This window comes from Myxosarcina sp. GI1, from assembly GCF_000756305.1.
Classification (GTDB): domain Bacteria; phylum Cyanobacteriota; class Cyanobacteriia; order Cyanobacteriales; family Xenococcaceae; genus Myxosarcina.
Genome location: NZ_JRFE01000026.1, coordinates 129196 through 151320 on the forward strand (window position 1 = coordinate 129196; position 22125 = coordinate 151320).

A 22125-nucleotide genomic window follows, 5' to 3' on the forward strand; every position below is an offset into this window, starting at 1 on the left:
CTAAAAAACGCAGCCAGCTAAGAGCAAATTAAAATAATTTTTATTTGCATTAAAATACCAATCCACAAGCAATCCTTACATCTCAATATTGCCGCCTATATTAAGTATTTAAACAGAGAAGGTGTTATGTTTGTATTTAGTTTGTGTAAAGATACCGGTCGATAATTTGTTGTTTTATAAAGCAAAGATAAAGCACTAAGCTGTAAGTCTAGAAAATTGGATGATGTTGTATTTGTATTTAGTTTACGTAAAAATACTGATAAACAATTGTTTTTTTATAAAGTAAAGATAAAGCAATATGTTTTTAACCCAAACCGTTTCTTAAAATTAATAGGCGATCGCCGTAAAGTAATAAGCTCTTTAAAAAACTTTATAAACTTTCAAACATTTTTTGAGTTGAAATACGGATTAGTTTATATACACCTTCGTTGTCTAATACCTGATAATCTTGAGGTTGCAAATCAAGATCTTTAAGTTCGCGATCGCGTGAGACAATTAAAACGCTAGAAGCTTGCGGTTTGGTAACATCAGGCTGGCGATAATAATCTTCTATTTGCTCATCATTTCTAAAGAATTTTGCCAAATTTTGAGAGTAAAAAACGAGACTGGGTTTTTCAAAGCCCAACATCCATAATTCTTCGGTTGGTTGTTTTACTTCGATTACCGTCTGCGCTAAATTTTTAATCGGTGCCTGTCGCAGGCGATCGACAAACATATAGCTGGGCTGTAAGACCAAGCTAATAAAAGCTAGAAAACCAATTAGATTGATGAATATCGTCCAACGCCAATGTTTTAATAGCAAACAAGCAATACTAGCTAACGAAATCGTACCCCAAATCGTTGCACCCTTTAAATGTAAATTAGCTCTGGCTACTTTTTCACCTAAATTGGGAATAACCGGATCTTTACCGATAAATTGAGGACAAAAATAAAAAGCAATAGCAAGGGCAATCGCCAGCAATAAATTAAGAACGATACTAATAAGTAAGCCGCGATCGATTTTAGAATTATAGTTTGTTAGAGCTTCACTCCAAACTAGAGCAACCAGTATAGCTGCGGCAGGAATTAAAGGTAAAGTATAGCTGGGTAGCTTGGTAACGGAAATACTAAAAAAAGCAAAAATACAGACAAACCAGCACGCTGCAAACAAACTAAACTGTGCCTGTCGGGGTTTTTTGTACCAAAAGCGCGATCGCCAAAAACGAACCCGAACTAAAGCTAAAGGTAAGTATACCGACCAGGGAGCGAATAAAGCTAAGACAATTATAAAGTAAAAATACCACGGGGCATCGTGACCGTTAACTACATCGGTAAAGCGTTGAAAGTTATGATAGCCAAAAAATGAATTTAGATAGGCGTTACCGTTTTCTAAATAAACGAGTATATACCAAGGTAAAGTAATAATTAAAAAAATTATTGTTCCCCAAAACAGCTTTAATTCGCCTAAAACTCTCCAAAATTGTCTGACATAAATTAAAAAACAAAAAATTATTAATCCTGGTAACACAATGCCTACTGGACCTTTAGTTAGTACGGCTAAAGCAATTAAAATATAAAATGCTAAATACCATTTATTAGGCAGTCGCCATTGTTGATTAGCTTCAATTAACTTGTCTTCGCTGACATATCCCCAGAAAAAGCACAGTAAGCCGCATCCCATACAGCCACTCAACAACATATCGGAAACGCCAGTTCTCCCCCAGACAATTGCTTGTACGTTTAAACTCATCAAAGCCGCACCAATTGTTGCTGAAAACCATAATTGTCGTTGAATTCTATCGGTATCTGTTCTGCTGACGCTAAAAGGAGAAAAACCAAAACGTTTGAGAGTAAAAAAACCCAAACACATAAGCGCGATCGCTGCTAAGGCTGAAGGAAGACGCACCGCCCATTCATTGACTCCGATTAATTTGTAGGCGATCGCCATTAACCAGTAGATTAAAGGTGGTTTATCAAAGCGAGTTTCGCCATTAAAATATGGAGTGATCCAGTTTCCCGTAACGTTCATCTGACGGGCTGCTTCGGCAAATAATGGCTCGGTTTCATCTACCAAACTGGTGCTGCCTAAATTGACTATAAAGGCGATCGAGCTAATTACCAATAACCATAAAATCGCAATTATCCAGTAAATTTTAGGATATTGTTCTATTTTATGCCCCCGTTGTGCGATTTTTTTCATGTTTGTTTTTATAGCGTCGAATACACTTATTTTTTGCCGCAAATTAGCTTTACTGAGTTTTCTTAAATAAATGCTAAGAATACCACTGGCTAAATAGTAAATGCTAACCTATAAGTGCAAGCATACTTGGAGCTTTTGTCTCTGCTAAATTAAGGATAATATTTGATGGATTCGCTTCCTAACTCGACGAGTGCTAGTTTTGAAAAAGCCGCTCTGGCTAAATTTCGCTCTTTGGCTGATTGTCTTCCTCAAGATAGCAAAATTTTTCGCGAACCCTGGGGACGTTCTACTGTATTGTGTATTGATTTTGAAAGCTGTCCGCAATTTTTTCCCATCGATCGTCAGCAGACAGAACTTTTAGCCCAAGCACTAGCTAAATTAGGTTTGGCTAATTCCATAATTTTTCGTGACGGTAGCAAAATTATGGGCTGGAAAAAAATGTAATGCTAGTACCGCTTCGCGAGAGTAGCAAGTAGCAATTAAGAAAAGGCGGAGAAGGTTTTCTCTTGTAGAGAGATCCCCCAACTCCTCAAGTCTCCTTTTTTTCCCTGTTCCCTAAAGCCTAAAATTACTTTCTACTTTCCCAAAACCTTTTTAACTATTAGCTGCTAGATGCTTTAAGCATATGATAGGTGATTAATAACTGAGTTAAAGCCAAAGGATAACTCTGCAAGGTTTCTCCTGTGGTTCCCGTAAGTTTGCCAAGCTCTTGATTACCTTCCAAGCTACAAAACTGACCTAAATAAGGCACTTCTTTGCAAAGGAGTTTTTCTAATTCTCTTACCTGCTCTAGAGTAGCGTGTCCGTCAATTTTTAAAACATCAACTGGTTTGCCCATATCCCGATCCAACTCCAAACGAATTGCCGAGCCTAAATGATTACCTTCCGAGCTTAAAATTGTAGTTAAATCGGGATGAGGTATAGTAGGGCGCAAGATTAAGTTAGCGTTGAGTAATAAATTACTTTCATCTAAGTCTGTATCGGGAGGATAAAAAATAACTACTGCATCTGCCCAACGTCTTTGCGGACGAATAAAAGCTTCTGAATCTGGTTCGCGTTTGCGTAACTGTTCTAAAACCTGTTCTTCGCTGTAACCTCGTTTGCGTGTATCCCGCTTGGTTTTCCAAGTTGCCCTTAAAGATTCTGGTGGTGCTAGATAGACTTTGACATCGTAGCTATCGCGCATTTCGGGAGTTGTATATCCTAAAAGTCCTTCGACGATGACATATTGTCTGGGTTCGATGTATTCTGGCGGATCGAACTTACCCGTTGAGTGATTGTAAATTGGTTTGAGTATTGCCTGTCCCGCTCTTAATAAAGCCAGATGCTGTTCGATAATATCAAGGTAGTTACAGTCTGGATGTAGTGCCGATATACCTTTTTCAGCCCGTTGGGCGCGATCGTAGCGATGATAATCGTCAGTACAGATAATAGTTACATTCTCTGCTCCCAATACTTGAGCAATACCCTTGGTTAGAGTGGTTTTACCAGCAGCACTATCACCAACAATACCAAGAATCACTGGTCTTTCGTTCATAATTTCTCCTTAACTTCGGGCGTTAAACTCAAGCTCAAAACTAAACAATACACTATCGAAGAAGATTGTAAAACAAATAGCGAACAATTCTGCAATAGATTAATAGATCGATAACTCTCTCGCGCCAGATGTTTGAAACTTACACTGGAATATATGCTGTATGGTTGGTTAAGTTAAATTACTGCATCTTTATATTCAGGAGTAGTCTACAACCGTCGAACTAATTCTTGTGTCTTACAGAATCAAATTAAGCTTTAGAGGGAAACGGATAAAACAGTGATTGAATCGTTACCAATTAGTATTGGTTTATTTATAGTTGCGGCTTTCGTTATCGCTGTAGTTGGCGTGAGAATGTCCCGTGTATGCGATCGCCTGGCAGATCGCACGGGTTGGGGTGAAGCGGTTATGGGAGCGGTATTTTTGGGCGGCAGCACCTCTCTTTCAGGTATTGTTACTTCGGTAACAGCTGCTGCCGACGGTCATGCAGAACTAGCTATCAGTAACGCTGTTGGGGGTATTGCCGCGCAGACTGCCTTTCTGGCGATCGCCGATATCTTTTATGCCAAGGCTAATTTAGAACATGCTGCTGCTTCAATTGCTAATTTGGTACAGGGAACATTATTGATGACTCTGCTGGCAATTCCCATGTTGGCTATGTCCAGTCCCCAAGTAGATCTTTGGGGAATTCATCCTGCGACTATCATTTTAATTACTGCATATGTCATGGGTTTGCGTTTGGTATCTCGTTCGCAAGAGACAAGAATGTGGTCGCCAAGACAAACTAAAGAAACTAATATCGATGAACCCGATGAGACAGCCAAAAATAGCAGTCTGACTAAACTATGGTTAAAGTTTGTCTGTTACGCCATCATTGTAGCGGTGGCTGGCTTTATTATTGCTCGTGCTGGTGTTTCACTAGCCTCTCTAACGGGAATTTCTGAATCCGTTGTCGGGGGTCTATTTACCGCCATAACTACTTCTTTACCAGAATTGGTCACTACTATAGCAGCAGTACGTCAGGGGGCATTATCTTTAGGAGTTGGCGGTGTTATCGGCGGTAACTGTTTCGATTTAATGCTGCTGGCTTTTTCTGACGTGGCATATCGTCAGGGTTCTATTTATGGCGCGATCGCCAATCGACAAGTTTTTGTGATGTCTCTGACTATTTTAATGACGGGAGTACTCTTGCTTGGTTTATTGCGCCGCGAAAAACACGGTATTGGCAATATCGGTTTTGAAAGCTTGCTAATTCTTTTGCTCTACGCCAGTGGTGTCGTTATGTTATTGCTACCAGCGGGTTCTAGTAGTTAACTCTAATTGATAAACATCAATTAATATTATTTGATTTGGTATCTAATGCTACCTAAAAAAACTGTAAGTTTAATTTTCTTACTTTATCTAAAGAATTCTAAAGAATATAGGGGGTAGCTTCCTCAAATCTTTAAAGTTTGAAAATTTGTAATTATATTTAAACTGTAAAGCTAACAATTTAATATACTTTTTTAACAGAGGTTTAAATAGTCGTGACCACTAATAAAATTTGTCCCTGTTGTTCTAACTCGATGCTGCGATGTTTAGAGCGCGATCGCAGCTACTGGTTTTGTCGCCACTGCTGGCAAGAAATGCCCGATCTAACTAAAAAAACTAAAGCCGAATTACAAAAAGCTGCCTTGAGCGATCCTCAAAACTATCATCTTTCAATTAGAAAATAATATCGTATTACGATATTAATTACAACAACACTTTATAACAATTTGCATTGTGCTTGCTGTGCTAAAAGGCGATCGCAAAGTACCAAAGCTACCATTGCTTCTACCATCGGTACTGCTCTGGGCAAAACACAAGGATCGTGTCTGCCTTTAGCTGCCAATACCGTCGCCTCTCCACCTTTGGTTACAGTTTGCTGCTCTTTACCAATGGTAGCTGTAGGTTTAAAAGCAACCCGAATAATAATGTTTTCGCCATTGGAAATGCCTCCCTGGACTCCTCCCGAGCGATTGGAAACGGTACGCGTTTCACCCCGTTCGTCAATATAAAACTCATCATTGTGTTCGCTTCCCGTCATAGTAGTTCCTGCAAAACCAGAACCAATCTCAAATCCTTTTGTTGCTGGTAGAGACATGACGCTTTTGGCTAAATCTGCCTCCAATTTATCGAATACGGGATCGCCCAAACCTCTGGGAACGTTGCGAACCACACACTCTACAACTCCACCAAGAGAATCTTTGTCTCGGCGCGTGCGATCGATCAGATCGATCGCGCGTTCCGCAAACTCGCTATCGGGAGAGCGCACGATATTACTTTCTACTTGTTCTAAAGTGACCGTGTTGGAGTCTACTACTGCTTCTAAATCTTTAATTCGCTTGACATAAGCAACAATTTCTGTGCCTCCTACCTGTCGCAGAATTTTTTTGGCGATCGCACCTGCGGCAACTCTCCCAATTGTCTCCCTGGCTGAAGAACGTCCGCCGCCTTTCCAGTTACGAATTCCATATTTAGCATCATAGGTAGCATCGGCGTGGGAAGGACGATATTTTACCGCCATCTCGTTGTAGTCTTGAGAACGAGCATCTTTATTTCGCACGATAATTGCGATTGGCGTTCCTGTAGTTTTACCTTCAAACACTCCAGAAACAATCTCACAAGTATCTGTTTCCTTACGTGGTGTGGTAATTTTACTCTGTCCCGGTCGTCTGCGATCGAGATCCTGCTGAATTTCCGCCTCGCTAATTTCCAACTGCGGGGGACAGCCATCGATAACTACTCCGACTCCACCTCCATGAGACTCACCAAATGTAGTAATGCGAAATAATTGTCCGAAAGTGTTACCCATGCTGCTCTTAATTTGTAGGGTTCGGCGATATGTATTGTAACCTATAAATCTGTAGAGTAAAAACTAACGATCGTTTTTCATAGTTATCAATGTCACAGCTAGACTGTCCCTGTGGGAGTAACCAACCATATCGAGACTGTTGCCTAGTGTATCTATCGGGCAAAGCAACTGCACTAACGGCAGAAAAATTGATGCGATCGCGCTATACGGCTTTTTGTCAGGGTAAGATAGATTATTTAATTGCTACGCTTCATCCCGACAAGCGTAAATTTGACGATCGCCTACAACTGGCTAAAAGTATTCACAATACCGATTGGCTAGGACTAAAAGTCATCGCTACTAACAAAGGACAGTCAAAAGACGAGCTTGGTTTCGTCGAATTTGTGGCAGTTTATCGAGTCAGCGAACCACAACAGCTACACGAACGCTCTCGGTTTGTTAAAGAAAGCGATCGCTGGTTTTATGTAGATGGCGTTTTTCTACCGCCAATAATTCCCAAGCGCAATGAACCCTGTTGGTGTGGTAGTGGCAAAAAATATAAAAAATGTCATGGTGTTTAATTGAGTAGCGAGTAGCGAGTAGCAAGTAGGTATCTAAGAATAATTACTTACACATTAAACTGTTCCCCTTTCCCCGTTCCCTATTTCTTATTCTCTAATCTAAATAAACTTCGATTTAAACCATAGGCTTCCAGCTTTGGTTTTTATGACCAAAAGTAAATATTTCAGGATGGAGTATTTCTGCTAGTATTTCTGTCGAATCGACTAATCTAGGTCCTGGTCGATTAAAGTAGGAGTTACCATCTACTAAATAAACTCTGTTATTTTTTACTGCCTTTAAACTCTTCCAGCCAGGACGTTTAGTCAAAACTCGTGATTCTCGTTCGGTACGTTCTAGATCGAAACCACAAGGCATAATAATAATTACTTCTGGATCTAGATCGAGCAAACTTTCCCAAAAGAGGTAAGGAGAATTTTCACCTTTTACACTGAGTAGCGATTTTCCTCCAGCAACTTCAATTAGTTCGGGAATCCAGTTACCTGCTGTCATTAATGGCTCGACCCATTCTAAGGCTACTACAGTCGGTATTTCAGTCGCCCGCTGTTTGTTTTTTTTGGCGATCGCTTCCATACGAGATTGCAGTTCAAAGATAACGGGAAAAGCGTCAATTTTTAAAGCTTGAGCCACTCTTTCGATATCTTGCCAAACTTCTGCTAGTAAATTTGGCTGGAGAGAAATAATCTGAGGCTTAAAATTAGAATTAGTAAGTTCGGCTATAGCTCGTTCTACATCTGCTAAATTAACCGCGCATACATCGCATTGGTCTTGAGTAATAATATGAGTTGGTTTGAGTTGCCCCAAAACTTCAGTTTTAATTTTGTAGATGCTTAGTGCATTTTGTAGCAAAGTTTGTACATCGGCATCTATTTGACCGCTTCGTTTATCCGTATTTAATCTAGCTTCGGTACATACGGGTAAATCTCTAACATCTGGAGGATAATCGCATTCATGAGAGCGTCCTACCAATGCCTCGCTAATACCCAAACAAGCAACGATCTCTGTAGCACTAGGAAGAAGTGAAACAATTCTCAGATTGTTTTTTTTGCTCATGTTAACTTACCAGAATCGAATTTTTCGCCGCATAAGATAAAGTTACTACTACTTCTCACTAACTTGTCAATAAACCCAGATTTATTTTATTGTTGAAATTGCTGTAATAACCAAGTACCAACTTGTGTATGATTACTTTGTCGCGATCGCACTAAAGCCTCAGTTAATACATTAATTTCTAGTCCTGGTAGGATTGTTGATTCGGTAACTCTTCTACTTCCTCTATTTTCGATCTTAAAAGCCATCACTAGGGCATTGTGTACGTCAACAATCCAATATTCGGCTATTTCTAACTCTTCGTATAGTAATCTTTTTGCTCCCAGATCGTCCGATAGAGAAGTGTTGGCAATCTCAATTACCAAATCTGGTGTGGGATATTCATCTAAATTAATTACTCCCGTTCCCCAAGGAATAGCATCGGCATTATCTCCTACATAACAGGATAAATCTGGTTGAAACTCTTTAAAGCCAGTTTTACGATAGCTACAGTTGTCGCGAATATCTATAGCTATCTGCTTTGAAATAGCAAATAGGCTAGTTGCCGTCTGAATACTACAATGATCTTTTGAATGGTCATTACCAATTGGAGTCATTTCAATTCTATATTTGCCATCGTAATAATAGCCTTTTGTTTTCTTGCAGTCGGGATGTTCGATATTTTGCAGATATTCATCCCAGGTAGCAGTTACCCAAGTATCCGTTATTAGTTTGGTAGGTGAAGTAGCAATCATAAACTATCGCAGCGTTAGCAAAGCTTTCTATACTAAAAGAATAACTCAATACACCAGAGGAATTAATCTTTTGGTTTGTTGTCGATATCTTTGGTAATCATCGCCAAATTCTCGAACTAACATATCTTCTTCGATCGCAATTCTCTTACCAAACCAGACTAAATTTACAAAGATTAAAGCAGCTAAGGATAAAATATTTTGCTAAATCTCAGTACATCTTTCATAAGCTATATTAAATAGATAAATATACAGGTTACTTGGTAAATAATTTTGTAGTAATGCTTATACTATAAAATATACATAAAACGTCTTTCAACAAAGTACAAACTGCGATCGCATATACTCAGATCGTCAGCAAAATTTTTACTAATGGAAGACAATTTTAGCAGCGATCGTAAAAACTATAATAATACAGTCATAATATATTATATAGCCGATCGAACGTTCTAAAGAAGATGATTCTAAAAGTTTTTAATTAAAATTAATTTTATTACTCAAATTTGTTCAATCTTTCTAAAACTAGTTCACGGTATCTAATTGCCATTGATTCAGCATTTTCATAGACTAATTGCGGATTTTTAAGCATATCGCCTGGGTCTATTTCAAGCTCTTTGGTAGAGACAGAAACACGTCCTTTGTGAATGTCCATCCAAATAATTAACGCTTTTATATCATCGCCAACTCTAAAAATATTATATAAATCTTCTAAGCCTATAGAAACCTGGGAGACTTCAGAAATATGCAACAAAACTGTTATATTATCTGTCTGAATAAACAAACCGTACTTTTTAATTGCAAGTATCTTTCCTGTTATTAAATCCCCGACTTTGATTTGTTTTAATCTAAAATAAGTTAATGCTTTTCGATTACTAATTACTACAGAACGGCTTCTTGAATATAATCTAATTATTTTAAAAGGAATTTTAGTTTTGAATTTGTTGTTTTTAAAAAGTTGGCAACTTATATGACTGTCGGGAAGAAAAGCACTTACGCCTTCAAGATTAACTAAAAATCCATTGTTTACTGTATTTCTTTTAGCTTGTTGACAGTAAAATATTGTCTTTTCTTGGTCTACCTGTTGTAATCTTTCCCAACCTATTTGACGCTCTAGTTCTTTAATAGATAGTCCAAGTGTTTCACTGTAAGGATAATGATAAATACTAGAAACTAAAAACTCACGAATTAAGTTAATATGTAAAACTTCTTTGCAAGATTTAGCCCAAACTGATACATCTCTCAATTCAATACATGCAAGTTTCTCGGCTCCAATATCAATTAACGCATAGCTGTCTTTTAATTCTATTACTTTACCTATAACAATATCACCTAAAGAGTAATTTTTTGTACTCTCTAATGTCCAGCGATGACTTGCAAATATTTCATTATAAACATTGTTTTTTCTAACAGCTACAAACTTTATCGGTATTTTTATTCCAACTAATTTTTGATTTGATGTTTTGGTCTTAAGATAGATATTAGAAACAATAAAATTTCGATTTTCTACCTTTATTAATACTCCATAATCATAAGCTTGAATGACTTCACTGTATATTGTTACATCTTCTGCTGCTAATTGCTCTAATCTCTTTATCCTTCTTAAATATTCTAATTCAACAATTGACAAATAGTATTCATCGGTTTTGTAATATCTGGCAGTATAATCTATCGCGATCGCAAATTCATAAACTCGATTGAGTTGTAAAACTTCTTCAATTGATTTTATTTCTTGAGTAGATGCAACCTCCTTGATAATATAAACTGGTTCACAGTCTTCTATCTTAATTAAAGCTTTTGATGGTTCTATTCCAATAACTTTACCTAATACAATATCACCTCGCTTAAATTTTTTTAATTGTTTGTTCATATTGTTTTTGATTGGTATAGATAAGAGTTGATTAATAACTCATTTCTACATTTAACTAATAATTAAAACTCTCCTTTCAATGCTGCATTACAACGACGCATATTGTTGGATCGTCTGTAAAACTGTCCACGCTTAAAGAATAATTTTAGTATTGCATTGCTAACTACTTTTAGATTGAGTAACTTTTCGTCGAATTAAATTGTCAACTTTTTGTATATCTTCAGGAGTTTCTGCCATAGAATAGGTTGTAGAAGAAGTTTCCGAAGTATAGCAATCTACAAAAGCTTGAAACGCAGATTTATTGTTAGGATGCTTAATTAAATAGGCTCTTAATTCATTTTTTGTCATTTTATCGAAATCTACTTTCATTATAAGAACCTCCAGTTACCATTAGAATAAATTTCTATTTGTATATCATCTCCAGCCAGAATAAAAACATTTCTTGTTCTTTCATCTATTCTAACGATGAAAATTGGTGTGAATGTATTGGTTAAAGATTGACACAAAATTACAGTAATTCCTTGATTGGCTGTTGGTAAAATTGCTTTCCCTCACTGTTTTATTTTTGGTTACAAGTGCTATAAAGATAATTTAGAAATTACCCCTAAAATAAACTAAAATTAAAACTCTCCCTTCAAGGCTGCATCACAACGATCGCAAATTGTCGGATCGTTAGCAAAACTGCCCACGCTTAAAGAATAATTCCAACAGCGATCGCATTTTTCGCCATCGGCTTTAACTACAGCAATAGAAGCAATATTAAAATCACTTTTATACTTTTCTTGGGCGATTGCATCTGCTGAATCTACAAGTTCTACTTGAGAAGCTAAAAAGAAATAGCGTAGTTCGTCTACGTTTGTCTCACTTAAAATATCGGAAGAATTATAAGACGCTAATTTTTGGCGTAACTCTGTATCGGGAATATAAAGTAACACTTTAGCATCCAAAGAAGAACCAATCGCCTTATCTTTTCTGGCTTCTTCCATTACTTTGTTAACTTCATCTCTTAGAGTACGGATCGTATTCCAGAATTTATTTAATTCTGGTTTTTTCCATTCCTCCTCTACTTTTACCCAACCAGATTCAAACACCGACTTATAATCCATTTCGTAAGGTAAAGATTGCCAAATATCTTCAGCCATGTGAGATAATACTGGCGCGATCGCTTTAGCTAAATTTTCTACTGCAATGGCTAGTACCGTCTGACAGCTACGACGACGAAAAGAGTCTACATTACTGATATAAAGCCTATCTTTGGCAATATCGAGATAAAAATTAGACAGATCGACGACGCAAAAGTTTTGTACCGTTTGGAAGAAACGATAAAATTGATAGCTGTCGTAAGCATTAGTAATGTCTGCAAACACTTCGGTAATGCGATGCAGCATATATTTATCTAGTTCGGGCAAGTCTGCATAAGCGACAGCGTTTTGTTTGGGATCGAAGTCATGTAAGTTACCGAGTAAGAAACGCGCCGTATTGCGAATCTTACGATAAATGTCTGCAAGCTGTTTGAGAATATTACCTCCAATACGAACGTCAGAAGAATAATCGACAGAAGATACCCATAAACGCAAAACATCAGCACCATAGGGAGGTTCTTTTTTCTGGTTATTTCCGCCTTCAATGATGATGTTAGGATCGACACCATTACCCAGAGACTTACTCATTTTGCGCCCCTGTTCGTCTACAACATAGCCGTGAGTCAGGACAGTTTTATAAGGTGCGATGTCGTTAACCGCGACGCTGGTAAGCAAACTAGACTGAAACCAACCCCGATGCTGATCCGATCCTTCTAAATACATATCGACGGGATATTTTAAATCTCTTTGTTTGGCTACCGCTGCCCAAGAAGAACCAGAGTCAAACCAGACATCCATCGTATCCGTACCCTTGCGATAGGTGCGTCCGTTATTAAGATATGATTCGGGTAATAACTCCTCTACTGATAATTCCCACCAGGCATCAGAACCTTTTTCGGCAATAATATTTTTAACGTAGGCGATGGTTTCTTCGGTTAATAGTGGTTCGTTAGTTTCCTTATCGTAGAATACGGGAATTGGTACGCCCCAACTGCGCTGACGAGAAATACACCAGTCGGAACGTTCTCTGACCATCGGCGTAATGCGATTTTCTCCTTGAGCGGGAATCCAGGTTACAGTACCGATGGCTTTTAAAGCCTCATCGCGGAAGCCTTCTACTGAAGCAAACCACTGTTCTGTAGCGCGAAATATGGTTGGTTTTTTAGTGCGCCAGTCGTAGGGATATTTGTGGGCGTAGGTTTCGTGTTTGAGTAAAGAACCTGCTTCAGTTAGGGCTTCGATAATGGCATTATTTCCTTCGCTAACCTTTTCGTTACCTTTAGCAATAACGTTTAAACCTGCAAACTTACCTGCCTCTTCGGTAAATTTGCCGCCATCATCTACAGGCGAAATAATAGGTAAACCATATTTTTGCCCCGTGATATAGTCTTCTTGTCCGTGTCCAGGTGCGGTATGAACCAATCCCGTACCAGATTCGGTAGTAATGTAGTCACCACCAATAACTACTGGACTTTCTCTGTCAAACAAAGGATGGCGATAAGTCGTACCTTCTAAAGCTTTACCTTTTAAAGTAGTTTTTACGGTTAAATCTCGTTCTAAGGTTGCTGATAATCTTTCCACCAAATCTTTAGCAACTATTAAATAAGATGCATTTTCCTTTGCTGCCATTGCTTCTACAGTTGGTAAAGGCGGGTTTAATTCCACAACCGCATATTCTAAATCGCCATTGACGGCAACCGCTAAGTTACCAGGAATAGTCCAGGGTGTCGTCGTCCAAATCGCGACGTTTAAATTAGGCAGATATTCTTCTAATGCTTTTGCGCCCTCTCCTAACTCAGTTACGGTAAACGCGGCATAGATACTAGGAGAAGTATGCCCTTCGGGATATTCTAATTCTGCTTCTGCTAATGCCGTACGAGAACTAGGACTCCAATGAACGGGTTTTAAACCGCGATAGATATAGCCTTTTAACGCCATATCTCCAAATACGCCAATCTGCGCGGCTTCGTATTCGGGAGTAAGAGTTAAATAGGGATGCTGCCAGTTGCCCCAAATACCATATCGCTCAAAGCCTTCACACTGTTCTTGCTGTGCTTCTAAGGCAAATTCCTTGGCTTTTTGTCGTAGTTTTAAAGGAGTAAGTTCTTTTCTTTCTTTAGATTTAATTTTCTGTAAAACTTTTAGTTCTATAGGCAGTCCATGACAGTCCCAACCAGGAATATAGTCTGTCTTATGACCCTGTAGCAACTTGTATTTATTGATAATATCTTTAAGAATTTTATTCAGCGCATGACCCATGTGTAGCGAACCATTGGCATAAGGTGGTCCATCATGGAGAATAAAAGCTTCTTTAGGATTATGCTGCGACAATTGCTCGTAAATTCGGTTTTCCGCCCAAAATTGCTGCAATTCTGGTTCGCGTACTTTAGAGTTTGCCCGCATACTAAAATCGGTTTGGGGCAGATTTACGGTATCCTTATAGCTCTTTGCTTCTGTCACAGTCAATCTCGATCTGGCTAGGGGTTTGTTTATTTGTATATTATTACGCGATCGATTAAATATAATAAACAGAATTTGCGCTGTACAATCTCATGACAAAAGTGTATTTGGATACTAGTGTGTATCAGCGTCCTTTTGACGACCAAACCCAGCCTAAAATTTTTCTAGAAACGCAAGCTGTCGCGATTGTTATGCAAATGGTAGAGACCAAAGCGATCGCTCTAGTTGGTTCTTCAGTGTTAGAATACGAGAATAGCCGAAATCCTTATCTCATTAAGCAAGAGGCTATGAATCGATATCTTCAGCTAGCTGAATTTCGGCAGACAGTAAATGAAGTAATTAGACAAAGAGCCGAACAGTTAGAGCATAATGGAATTAAAGCCATTGATGCGTTACACGTTGCTTTTGCTGAGGCTAGCAATTGTGATTATTTAGTTACCTGCGACAAACGGTTAATAAATAGATGTTCTGAGTTAACGCTGAAGGTAATAAATCCAGTTAATTTTGTGGTGGAGATAGACAGTGACAATTAAAGTGAAGAATGAGCAACAAATTTTACAAGAAGGGCTTCAAGTTCTGTTAGCAAATATGGAGCCATCGAAAGTTGCTCGTTTTTGTGCAGCTTGTAATTTGGGAAGTGGAGATTATTTAAAACTTAAGGATGAGCTTTTTGAACGAGAATCGGTAGCAAGTTTATACTCCAAAATTTTAGAATTTCAGGAATCGAAGGGCGAAGCTTAAAATTAACCCTGCTTTGAGTTTATATACTTAAATTGATAGTCGATCGTCCTCTATAAAACATTCGATCTTTTATAAGGTTTTGTTGCGATCGCGTTGATTGCAAATTTTGATTTTAGCCTACTTGATAAAATAAAAATAAATGTGTTGGCTAAGATGGCAGAGCAAGCAGAAATCAAAACTGAGGATTCGCTAGAACAAAATACTTGCAATCGCCGCATAAATAAGTTAGAAGATAAAACCGAACAAATTTTGATTGCTACTACTGTAATTAAAAACGATTTAACCTGGCTAAAATGGCTCTATGGTATTTTTTCAATAATAATCACTGTATTATTGACCGTTTTAATCACTATAAAATAAATGTTAGTAGCCTTTTATAGAGCATTCGATCTATTTTAAAGTTGGTGGCGATCGCGATGTAAAACTATCTTCAACTATAATTTTAAATACATATTGTAGTTTGCTTGAAGCCAAACGATGAGATAATTCGAGCAGATGAATGAATTAAATTTGACCATTGACAACCATTTTGTTTCCAACGCTCAACTACTCTTCGATCGCTTACTTAGAGAAGTACAGTGGGATGAAAGGATGCAAGCGCGTAAAACCGCAAGCTTTGGTGTACCCTACAACTATTCGGGTATCTCTTATCCTTTTCAACCAATGCCAAAAATATTATTGCCGCTTGTTAAAGATATCGAAGCGCGTTTCAATTATCGTCCGAACAACTGTCTCATCAATTACTATGACAATGGCGAGTCAAAAATGGGTTTTCATTCTGACGCAATTGAAAACCTTGCAGACAATACTGGCGTTATTATAGTCTCGCTTGGTGCAGAACGAGCAATTAGTTTTCAAAACAAGCATGATAAATCTATCGAGCGCGAAATTTGGCTTACGAGTGGTTCGTTACTTTTAATGTCGCAAGAAGTGCAAAAACATTGGAAGCACGCTATTTTGAAGCATAAAGAAATTGAGGATGGCAGAATTAGCTTGACGTTTCGCTTGTTTGCAGGAGAAAGTAGCGAACAATAACAAAATATAATCAAGTGCAACCATAAGCGATTATTCATCCAGCAGAGGAAGGTGGTTATTAGGCAGAGGTTCCAGCACTTACTGGATGTATAACAGAGGGTGACTCAATAGAGGAAGTAAGGTCTAATTTACAGGATGCCATTGAAGGATGGCTTAATGTTGCTAACAGTCGTAATCCACTTGAGTCAAGCGATCGCATTGTCGAAATTGCTGTATGAAATCTATTTCTAGCAAACGTTTGTGTAAAATTATAGTCAAAAAGCTTAAAACGAAGCGATCGCAAACGGGTTAGGAAGAAAGCGGTCGTCTGAACCTGTGTCCACTATGCTCTACAACTACAAACGCTCTTATTAATTCTTCTTAGTTCGCCATGAACTACATTTACGGTTGAGGGCAAGATCCGAAGATAGATAATACCAGAACCAATTGCTCTAACAAAAACGAGATTTCCGTAGTCTCTATTTCTTGTAATTAAAATCCGCTTTTGTTCCTGAGCTTTTTTGAGTATTTCTTCATCACTAGCTCTTGAAAGACCAATTTGAGCCACAAGAATTACATCGTGTCCGACTTCAATTAAAAATCTGGCTGTTACAGCATATACGTCTTGGTCGAGTAAAAATCTCATCCCTATGAAGTAACAAGGCGAATGTCTTCAGCCGCTATCAGCGCAATAGCGTACTCTAGACAGGCACGAATATCTTCAACTTGCAAATCGGGATAGTAATCTTGAATAATTGCTTCAAAAGAAAGTCCCTCATTAAGTAGTTCGAGAATGCTTTGCACCGTGATTCGCGTACCTAATATACAAGGTTTACCGAAGTGGACTTGGGAATTTACTGAGATTCTGTTTGTACTCATAAAAGATGAGCGAATAAAGCATTTCCTTAATTTTATGACATGGATATTAACAAGCAGGCAAACACAACATAATGTGGAAGAAGATCGTATTGAGCAATTTAACGATTTGTGTTTTGCTTTAAAAGATCGATTAACTAAGGCAATTTACACAGCTTTAGGTGGAGCGATCGCACTACCCGAAAGATTGCTAATAAAAACAGCCTATTAACAATACAATGAAGTGATAAGCGTTACAACAAAGTTAGTTCTATGATTCGACAACCTCGCTATAGTAAAGAAGAATTTGCTCGACGAGGGGATGAGATTTATGAGTCTCAAGTGCGATCGCAAGTTGAGGCAAGAAACTACGGAAAGATTGTGGCGATCGACATCGAAACTGGTGCTTTTGAAGTAGCAGACTCTCTCATCACGTCAACAGATCGTTTTTATAAGCGATACCCTAACGCTCAACCCTGGATAATTAGGATTGGACATAGAGCAGTTTATCGCTTTGGCTCTCGAAGTCTAAAAAAATCTATTTTTTAGGATTGTATATTTATGAAATTTAATTAGCGATCGCCTAAATGTTAGTATAGACGCTTCTAAAATTTATTCAACTAAATATTTGGTCGATCTCGGTCTATGATTAGCTAAAGTTAAATTTAGAAAACTCACGCTAAACTTTATCGATCGCCATACCAAAATTATTGCTCGATACTGGTTAGGCGCAATCGCTTTGTATCCTATGGAACTAGAACTTATAACCTATGTAGGCTTGCTGGCAGGTATTTTGACTACTATCTCCTTTCTGCCTCAAGCAGTCAAAGCCTGGAAGTCTAAATCAACTAAAGATATCTCTCTATCGATGTTTCTCTGCTTTTGTCTGGGAGTCATACTTTGGATAATTTATGGCTTATTTACAGAAAACTTACCCGTGTTTGTAGCCAACTTGGCCACTTTTATTTTAGCTGCTTCGATTTTGGTCTGTAAGCTAAAATACGGATAAAACAAAATTACTATTATCCGTACGAGAGAGCGTTAAACAGAACTATCATCGCTTAACTTTTCTAACAAATCTCTCCAGTGGGTTTTGCCTGTGTTGTTTGTTTCGCAGACTTCAAAAGTTTTGTTAACTGCTTCGGGTAAGATAATTGCTGCCGTACAAAGTTGCGCGATCGCATTTCTACTTACCTGTCCTGTTAAATTATCTCCTTGTTCGACATATAAAACTTTATCTCCTGGTTTTTCGGTCAAGGCACAGGGTCGAATTATCGTGTATGTAAGTCCGCTAGCTTTAACTACTTCTTCGCCTTTTAGTTTCCAGGTTAAAATCCCTCCTAATTGCTCATTCATTCTTACGGCTGGTGGTTGGGATTCTAGGTCGATTTCGGGGCGATCGGGGCGCGTCACTCCTGCCGAACTAACCATAACAAATTGCGGCGTAGCTTCACCGCCATAGGCTTTAATATACTCTACTTTTAAACCAAAGTTTCCCGCTTCAAAGTTGGGGTTTAATTCGCCGTCGTATTCAAACTTACTCAACATCAATTGCATGGCATAAACCTTACTCGTATCTAGTTGAGCATCGGGTACGGTTTTGGCACGAAATACGGGGATTAAATCTCTAAAAGGAATACGAACTGTAGTGGGATAATTGTGTACCGTATCAAAAGAATAGCTGTAGCCAATTCCATCCCAGTTATCTTCACTGCGTAAGATAAACTTGTAGCGCAAACCGTCTCCCATAACTTTTAGTTCGATTCCTTCATAAGCAGATAAATCGAAGGGAGGGTCGAAATTACGAGTGCGAGTAGAGGCAAAACCTCCATTATTTTCAGTAGACACAACTCCCGAAAAAACTGCTTTGTCATCGGCAAGACGAATCTTACTTTGGCTGACTCCTCCCATTACGCCATCGTTAACTAATCCCCAGTCTTTTATATTGACCGCAGGATCGGCAAAATCAAAAATAACTTTGTTTGTAGCGTGAGGTAGATTTTGCTTTATTACTTCTAATAAGTTGTTTATGCCGCGATATTCTACCTGTTCTGGACTGTCGGCAACTTCGGGAAGATAAAATTTAATTCCTTGATAGTATTTCTCACGCGTGGGAGTATCTCCTTCAACTGGCTGCACTTTTGTCCCCGTACAGCAAATAACTGCCGTAACTCCTACCATCATTTCTGGTTTGAGGGTTTCGGGAATGGTGATGTCGGCTTCAAACACCTTTACTTCTTCGCCTAGTAAATCTTTGGCTTTCTCTGCGTCTCTTACTAAAGCCGTTACTGCATAACCTGTTTCTAAAAGAAGTTTTACTACCCGTTTGCCTACGCCACCAGTCGCACCTGCTACTAATACTCTGTCCATTACCGTTTTGTGTATTTTTTTGCCTCTAATCTTAAGCTTAGGACAGTTTGGTGTTTTTAAGTGTTGTGGCGATCGCGCTGGACGCGCTAGCTTTGCTAATCGCCCCTCAAGCTTTAGCTAAGAATCGAGACTACCCAAAGCAAATATTCCCGAAATCATACAGGTGATAATACCCAAACTAATTGCCCAGCTACTGCTGTCAAAGCTAAGGTCGAGCGACCAGTAAGTTATCGCTCCTAAAATTATAAAAGGTACGATACTCAATACCGAAGCATAAAATTCATTTTGAGATTCTCTGGCTTGGCGAGTTGCTTCGTATTCTTCTGGGGTGTAAAGCGATCGCTCGGCAAAATTAAACCATCGGGTTAGTTGCTTGGTAATCCAATTTTTGATTTTAGGAAAGCTAATATATAAAGCCAGCGACCACAAACAGGCTCCCGCGATCGCTACAGTATTTAATTCAAAGCTAAATGGTAAGACTTTTAATCTCATAGTCTTAAAGATACTTATAGCGATTCTCAACTTTTATAGAACGATAGCTTTTAAACTCCGATCTTTAAGAAAAATACTTACTGAATTCAATTAATTCGAGAAACCCTATAAGTTAAAAAAATTAAATTTGTTTTAAAAAATTTTAACAAAACTCTGACCCTAAATTTAACTTTTGTCTGTAATATTGTTGTTGGCAATAATACTCGAACGACTTTTCCTAACGCGTAACTTTGACAATATTTTATAGTTGCCAGAAAGATCGGTTAATATGGGCGTTAACTTAACCAGATTAGCGAGTTTACTGTCATTTATACATTACACACAGTATTTATTTATCGAGTTTCTAGGGTTTTTCTCGATCGCTTTATTTGTATATTAATTTGTAATAAATTTGTACAATTTATGTTTATTTTTATAAAAATAAATGATTTATATTTTTAAAAAGAAATGGTATCGCCTGCTGGTTGTTGGAATTGCAACCTTATTATTAATTGGATTTGAAAGTATTTGCTCGAATGCGATTCAGGCTTCGACTCCACCAAAAAATGTATCCGAATCTCAAAATGCCAGTGCTATTTGGCAACAAGGGTCTTTTCCTGTAGAAAACTTTCAATCCTACACTTCTCCCTTTGGCTATCGCATCTCCCCCATCGATGGCAAACCTCAATTTCATAATGGTCTGGATTTAGCGGCACCTCGAGGAAGCTATATTCGCAGTTGGTGGTCGGGAAAAGTGACTAAAGTATCGGACAATACAAACTGTGGAACTTCTATAACTATTGAATCTGGTACTTGGAAGCATTCTTACTGTCATTTAGAAGGTCATGTAGAACGAGATAATAGCGGTATTTATATGCTCGATGCTGGTGGTGGCATAAAAATTTTCCAGGGACAAGAAGTTCCCGCAGGAGCGAGAATTGGACGTATTGGTATGACAGGAAACACTACAGGTCCTCATCTGCATTGGGTTTTAAGATATAGAGGAGATTATGTCGATCCTGCTTTAGTTTTAAAAGAAATGTTCAAACGTCAGACAGTTTCGAGCATCCACGAACAGTGAACAGCGAACATTGAACGGTGATGACTGTTAAATGCTAAATGTTAAGTGCTCATTGCTCGCCTATTGCTAAAAATGCTATTTTCGCTGCTGCCTGTTCTGAGGATTTTTTAGAACGACCTTTACCAGTTCCCAAACAGCGATTTTGCAACCAGACTTCTGCTATAAAGCGATCGCCTGGCGAACTAAAAGATTTGTTTTCCCTAACGCGATATTCTGGCAAAACTTTATATTTACTCTGAGTCCATTCTTGCAAAGCATCTTTATAATTTTGTCGGGCGGGATCGTTTTTGACTTCTATAGCTTTGTCTAATAAAGCTTCGTCCAGCCAGGGACGAACTAAATCCATATTGTTAGTACTTAGATATAACGCGCCTAAAATAGCTTCAAAAGCATCTGCCAGCCAAGACTGTCTCCCTGCTATGTTGCCCATAGCATTCTTACCAATGAGCAAATATGGTTCGATACCATAAGTCTCTGCTAACTCGGCTAGCAGGCGATCGCTCACTAAAATCGATCTGATTGCCGCAAATTCACCTACAGTTTCTTGAGGATAAGTTTCTAATAATAGCTCTGCTGTAGCCAAACGAATTACCGCATCGCCTACAAATTCCAGCTGTTCGTAATTGTGTGTCGTAGAAATACTCGGATGGGTAAGAGCTAAATCTAACAACTTCCAGTTAACAGCTGCAGTAGTTGGTACTCCCAATTTTAGAAGCATTGTTTGAAGTTGTTTTTTACGTCTGGGATCGGCAAACATTTAGCAACACAGAAAAAAATTAGGCATTTGGCAAAGCAGAGAGAGAGTAGCAACGTAAGCTGGATTCTGTTCTCACTAGATCGAAAGCCCCGTTCGTTTTACCGAACCAGACTCAAATTAGTGAGGGCGGTTATCTATCTAGGATGCCTGTTGCCAGACATCTCTGGCGGTTCACCTCAAACGGAACTGGAAAAAGACCAACCATAGTCCCTTCGACCTTGCTCCCAACCGGGGTTTACCGAGCCAGTACCTCTCGATACTGCTGGTGCGCTCTTACCGCACCTTTGCACCCTTACCCGTTTCTAGATAAATGGGTTATGATTCATCGAACGGGCGGTATTTTTCTGTGGCACTATCCTCGCGATCGCTCGCACTGGGCGTTACCCAGCAAGTTCGGTCTTTCGGGAGTCCAGACTTTCCTCAGATTACTCACAATGAGCAATTCTGCAACCACCTCGTCTACTCTCTCATTTATTAAGTTTATTATTTAACTTCAAATTTGACTAAGTTTTATAAACTAACTGTCTAAAGACAGGTTA

The 22125-nt window shown here is 38.5% G+C and carries 25 protein-coding genes, 1 other RNA gene and 2 pseudogenes; 13 read left to right on the plus strand and 15 right to left on the minus strand.

Features of this window, described 5'->3' with window-relative positions; translation table 11 throughout:
* Positions 1-370: 370 nt before the first annotated feature.
* On the minus strand, positions 371-2179 hold the full coding sequence (locus KV40_RS20780; RefSeq protein ID WP_036485646.1) for a glycosyltransferase family 39 protein: 1809 nt from the start codon (positions 2177-2179) through the stop codon (positions 371-373).
* Between the two features lie 165 nt (positions 2180-2344).
* Here KV40_RS20780 and KV40_RS20785 point away from each other — a divergent pair, with 165 nt between their 5' ends.
* Positions 2345-2623, plus strand: a complete 279-nt coding sequence (locus KV40_RS20785; RefSeq protein ID WP_036485648.1) for a hypothetical protein — start codon at positions 2345-2347, stop codon at positions 2621-2623.
* A gap of 157 nt (positions 2624-2780) precedes the next feature.
* On the opposite strand, the gene KV40_RS20790 is transcribed toward KV40_RS20785, so the two are convergent.
* Entirely contained in the window at positions 2781-3716 is a 936-nt protein-coding gene (locus tag KV40_RS20790; protein WP_036485650.1) for a phosphoribulokinase, read from the minus strand.
* Positions 3717-3992: 276 nt separating this feature from the next.
* On the opposite strand from KV40_RS20790, the gene KV40_RS20795 reads away from it, so the two are divergent.
* Entirely contained in the window at positions 3993-5027 is a 1035-nt protein-coding gene (locus tag KV40_RS20795) for a sodium:calcium antiporter (RefSeq protein ID WP_036485653.1), read from the plus strand.
* A gap of 212 nt (positions 5028-5239) precedes the next feature.
* Positions 5240-5428 carry a hypothetical protein gene (locus tag KV40_RS35095; RefSeq protein ID WP_156114104.1) on the plus strand — a complete coding sequence of 63 codons (189 nt, stop codon included), beginning with the start codon at positions 5240-5242 and terminating at the stop codon, positions 5426-5428.
* Positions 5429-5460: 32 nt separating this feature from the next.
* Here KV40_RS35095 and aroC read toward each other — a convergent pair whose 3' ends face one another.
* Positions 5461-6549 (minus strand): chorismate synthase, encoded by a 1089-nt coding sequence (gene aroC / locus KV40_RS20800; protein WP_036485655.1) that lies wholly within the window; start codon positions 6547-6549, stop codon positions 5461-5463.
* A gap of 89 nt (positions 6550-6638) precedes the next feature.
* Between aroC and KV40_RS20805 the strand changes: the two genes are divergently transcribed.
* Positions 6639-7109 (plus strand): YchJ family protein, encoded by a 471-nt coding sequence (locus KV40_RS20805; protein ID WP_036485657.1) that lies wholly within the window; start codon positions 6639-6641, stop codon positions 7107-7109.
* A 115-nt stretch (positions 7110-7224) separates the two neighbouring features.
* On the opposite strand, the gene KV40_RS20810 is transcribed toward KV40_RS20805, so the two are convergent.
* From KV40_RS20810 to ileS, 6 genes are all read right to left on the minus strand, one after another.
* On the minus strand, positions 7225-8160 hold the full coding sequence (locus KV40_RS20810) for a cobalamin-binding protein (RefSeq protein WP_036485659.1): 936 nt from the start codon (positions 8158-8160) through the stop codon (positions 7225-7227).
* Positions 8161-8246: 86 nt separating this feature from the next.
* A complete protein-coding gene (locus KV40_RS20815) occupies positions 8247-8891 on the minus strand; it encodes a Uma2 family endonuclease (RefSeq protein WP_036485660.1) in 645 nt (214 codons plus the stop codon).
* 490 nt (positions 8892-9381) lie between these two features.
* Positions 9382-10755 (minus strand): S1 RNA-binding domain-containing protein, encoded by a 1374-nt coding sequence (locus KV40_RS32370; RefSeq protein WP_052055801.1) that lies wholly within the window; start codon positions 10753-10755, stop codon positions 9382-9384.
* Between the two features lie 159 nt (positions 10756-10914).
* Positions 10915-11124, minus strand: a complete 210-nt coding sequence (locus tag KV40_RS20825; RefSeq protein ID WP_036485661.1) for a hypothetical protein — start codon at positions 11122-11124, stop codon at positions 10915-10917.
* Positions 11124-11297 (minus strand): hypothetical protein, encoded by a 174-nt coding sequence (locus KV40_RS37370; RefSeq protein ID WP_371260811.1) that lies wholly within the window; start codon positions 11295-11297, stop codon positions 11124-11126. Before KV40_RS37370 ends, KV40_RS20825 begins: the two co-directional genes overlap by 1 nt.
* 78 nt (positions 11298-11375) lie before the next feature.
* A complete protein-coding gene (gene ileS / locus KV40_RS20830; protein ID WP_036485662.1) occupies positions 11376-14297 on the minus strand; it encodes an isoleucine--tRNA ligase in 2922 nt (973 codons plus the stop codon).
* A 92-nt stretch (positions 14298-14389) separates the two neighbouring features.
* On the opposite strand from ileS, the gene KV40_RS20835 reads away from it, so the two are divergent.
* The 5 genes and pseudogenes from KV40_RS20835 to KV40_RS37110 all read left to right on the plus strand — a co-directional run bounded on the left by KV40_RS20835 (position 14390) and on the right by KV40_RS37110 (position 16291).
* Positions 14390-14830 carry a PIN domain-containing protein gene (locus tag KV40_RS20835; RefSeq protein ID WP_036485663.1) on the plus strand — a complete coding sequence of 147 codons (441 nt, stop codon included), beginning with the start codon at positions 14390-14392 and terminating at the stop codon, positions 14828-14830.
* Positions 14820-15038, plus strand: a complete 219-nt coding sequence (locus tag KV40_RS20840) for a hypothetical protein (RefSeq protein WP_036485664.1) — start codon at positions 14820-14822, stop codon at positions 15036-15038. Before KV40_RS20835 ends, KV40_RS20840 begins: the two co-directional genes overlap by 11 nt.
* Before the next feature lie 93 nt (positions 15039-15131).
* Positions 15132-15398, plus strand: a complete 267-nt coding sequence (locus KV40_RS20845) for a hypothetical protein (RefSeq protein ID WP_156114105.1) — start codon at positions 15132-15134, stop codon at positions 15396-15398.
* Between the two features lie 135 nt (positions 15399-15533).
* Positions 15534-16073 carry an alpha-ketoglutarate-dependent dioxygenase AlkB gene (locus tag KV40_RS20850; RefSeq protein ID WP_036485666.1) on the plus strand — a complete coding sequence of 180 codons (540 nt, stop codon included), beginning with the start codon at positions 15534-15536 and terminating at the stop codon, positions 16071-16073.
* Positions 16074-16102: 29 nt separating this feature from the next.
* Positions 16103-16291: pseudogene (locus KV40_RS37110) on the plus strand (type II toxin-antitoxin system HicB family antitoxin).
* 104 nt (positions 16292-16395) lie between these two features.
* On the opposite strand, the gene KV40_RS20855 reads toward KV40_RS37110, so the two are convergent.
* The gene (locus KV40_RS20855; protein WP_216595662.1) at positions 16396-16698 is read right to left on the minus strand and encodes a DUF5615 family PIN-like protein; all 303 of its coding nucleotides are present in this window, start codon (positions 16696-16698) and stop codon (positions 16396-16398) included.
* A gap of 2 nt (positions 16699-16700) precedes the next feature.
* Positions 16701-16931 (minus strand): DUF433 domain-containing protein, encoded by a 231-nt coding sequence (locus KV40_RS20860; RefSeq protein WP_036485667.1) that lies wholly within the window; start codon positions 16929-16931, stop codon positions 16701-16703.
* A 73-nt stretch (positions 16932-17004) separates the two neighbouring features.
* On the opposite strand from KV40_RS20860, the gene KV40_RS37025 reads away from it, so the two are divergent.
* The 3 genes from KV40_RS37025 to KV40_RS20870 all read left to right on the plus strand — a co-directional run bounded on the left by KV40_RS37025 (position 17005) and on the right by KV40_RS20870 (position 17916).
* Positions 17005-17139, plus strand: coding sequence for a hypothetical protein (locus KV40_RS37025; protein ID WP_256381154.1), 135 nt, complete (start codon positions 17005-17007; stop codon positions 17137-17139).
* 41 nt (positions 17140-17180) lie between these two features.
* On the plus strand, positions 17181-17456 hold the full coding sequence (locus tag KV40_RS20865) for a hypothetical protein (RefSeq protein ID WP_036485668.1): 276 nt from the start codon (positions 17181-17183) through the stop codon (positions 17454-17456).
* Positions 17457-17655: 199 nt separating this feature from the next.
* Positions 17656-17916 carry a SemiSWEET transporter gene (locus tag KV40_RS20870; protein ID WP_036485670.1) on the plus strand — a complete coding sequence of 87 codons (261 nt, stop codon included), beginning with the start codon at positions 17656-17658 and terminating at the stop codon, positions 17914-17916.
* Positions 17917-17948: 32 nt separating this feature from the next.
* On the opposite strand, the pseudogene KV40_RS20875 reads toward KV40_RS20870, so the two are convergent.
* Together KV40_RS20875 and KV40_RS20880 are read right to left on the minus strand one after the other, a co-directional pair.
* A pseudogene (locus KV40_RS20875) lies at positions 17949-19283 on the minus strand (CIA30 family protein); the annotation flags it as partial.
* Between the two features lie 111 nt (positions 19284-19394).
* Positions 19395-19769, minus strand: coding sequence for a hypothetical protein (locus KV40_RS20880; RefSeq protein WP_036485672.1), 375 nt, complete (start codon positions 19767-19769; stop codon positions 19395-19397).
* A 424-nt stretch (positions 19770-20193) separates the two neighbouring features.
* Between KV40_RS20880 and KV40_RS20885 the strand changes: the two genes are divergently transcribed.
* Positions 20194-20829 carry a M23 family metallopeptidase gene (locus KV40_RS20885; protein WP_036485674.1) on the plus strand — a complete coding sequence of 212 codons (636 nt, stop codon included), beginning with the start codon at positions 20194-20196 and terminating at the stop codon, positions 20827-20829.
* 49 nt (positions 20830-20878) lie between these two features.
* Here KV40_RS20885 and rnc read toward each other — a convergent pair whose 3' ends face one another.
* Together rnc and rnpB are read right to left on the minus strand one after the other, a co-directional pair.
* Entirely contained in the window at positions 20879-21586 is a 708-nt protein-coding gene (gene rnc, locus KV40_RS20890) for a ribonuclease III (protein WP_036485676.1), read from the minus strand.
* Positions 21587-21625: 39 nt separating this feature from the next.
* An RNA gene (rnpB, locus tag KV40_RS32400) (RNase P RNA component class A) lies at positions 21626-22052 on the minus strand.
* Positions 22053-22125 lie beyond the last annotated feature (73 nt).

Bases quoted from the DNA above. Each gene is read 5' to 3' on its own strand.
- KV40_RS20780 (WP_036485646.1), bottom strand. From the start codon at position 2,179: ATGAAAAAAATCGCACAACGGGGGCATAAAATAGAACAATATCCTAAA.
- KV40_RS20785 (WP_036485648.1), top strand. From the start codon at position 2,345: ATGGATTCGCTTCCTAACTCGACGAGTGCTAGTTTTGAAAAAGCCGCT.
- KV40_RS20790 (WP_036485650.1), bottom strand. From the start codon at position 3,716: ATGAACGAAAGACCAGTGATTCTTGGTATTGTTGGTGATAGTGCTGCT.
- aroC (WP_036485655.1), bottom strand. From the start codon at position 6,549: ATGGGTAACACTTTCGGACAATTATTTCGCATTACTACATTTGGTGAG.
- KV40_RS20805 (WP_036485657.1), top strand. From the start codon at position 6,639: ATGTCACAGCTAGACTGTCCCTGTGGGAGTAACCAACCATATCGAGAC.
- KV40_RS20810 (WP_036485659.1), bottom strand. From the start codon at position 8,160: ATGAGCAAAAAAAACAATCTGAGAATTGTTTCACTTCTTCCTAGTGCT.
- KV40_RS20815 (WP_036485660.1), bottom strand. From the start codon at position 8,891: ATGATTGCTACTTCACCTACCAAACTAATAACGGATACTTGGGTAACT.
- KV40_RS32370 (WP_052055801.1), bottom strand. From the start codon at position 10,755: ATGAACAAACAATTAAAAAAATTTAAGCGAGGTGATATTGTATTAGGT.
- KV40_RS20825 (WP_036485661.1), bottom strand. From the start codon at position 11,124: ATGAAAGTAGATTTCGATAAAATGACAAAAAATGAATTAAGAGCCTAT.
- KV40_RS20835 (WP_036485663.1), top strand. From the start codon at position 14,390: ATGACAAAAGTGTATTTGGATACTAGTGTGTATCAGCGTCCTTTTGAC.
- KV40_RS20850 (WP_036485666.1), top strand. From the start codon at position 15,534: ATGAATGAATTAAATTTGACCATTGACAACCATTTTGTTTCCAACGCT.
- KV40_RS20855 (WP_216595662.1), bottom strand. From the start codon at position 16,698: ATGAGATTTTTACTCGACCAAGACGTATATGCTGTAACAGCCAGATTT.
- KV40_RS20860 (WP_036485667.1), bottom strand. From the start codon at position 16,931: ATGAGTACAAACAGAATCTCAGTAAATTCCCAAGTCCACTTCGGTAAA.
- KV40_RS20865 (WP_036485668.1), top strand. From the start codon at position 17,181: ATGATTCGACAACCTCGCTATAGTAAAGAAGAATTTGCTCGACGAGGG.
- KV40_RS20870 (WP_036485670.1), top strand. From the start codon at position 17,656: ATGGAACTAGAACTTATAACCTATGTAGGCTTGCTGGCAGGTATTTTG.
- KV40_RS20880 (WP_036485672.1), bottom strand. From the start codon at position 19,769: ATGAGATTAAAAGTCTTACCATTTAGCTTTGAATTAAATACTGTAGCG.
- KV40_RS20885 (WP_036485674.1), top strand. From the start codon at position 20,194: ATGATTTATATTTTTAAAAAGAAATGGTATCGCCTGCTGGTTGTTGGA.
- rnc (WP_036485676.1), bottom strand. From the start codon at position 21,586: ATGTTTGCCGATCCCAGACGTAAAAAACAACTTCAAACAATGCTTCTA.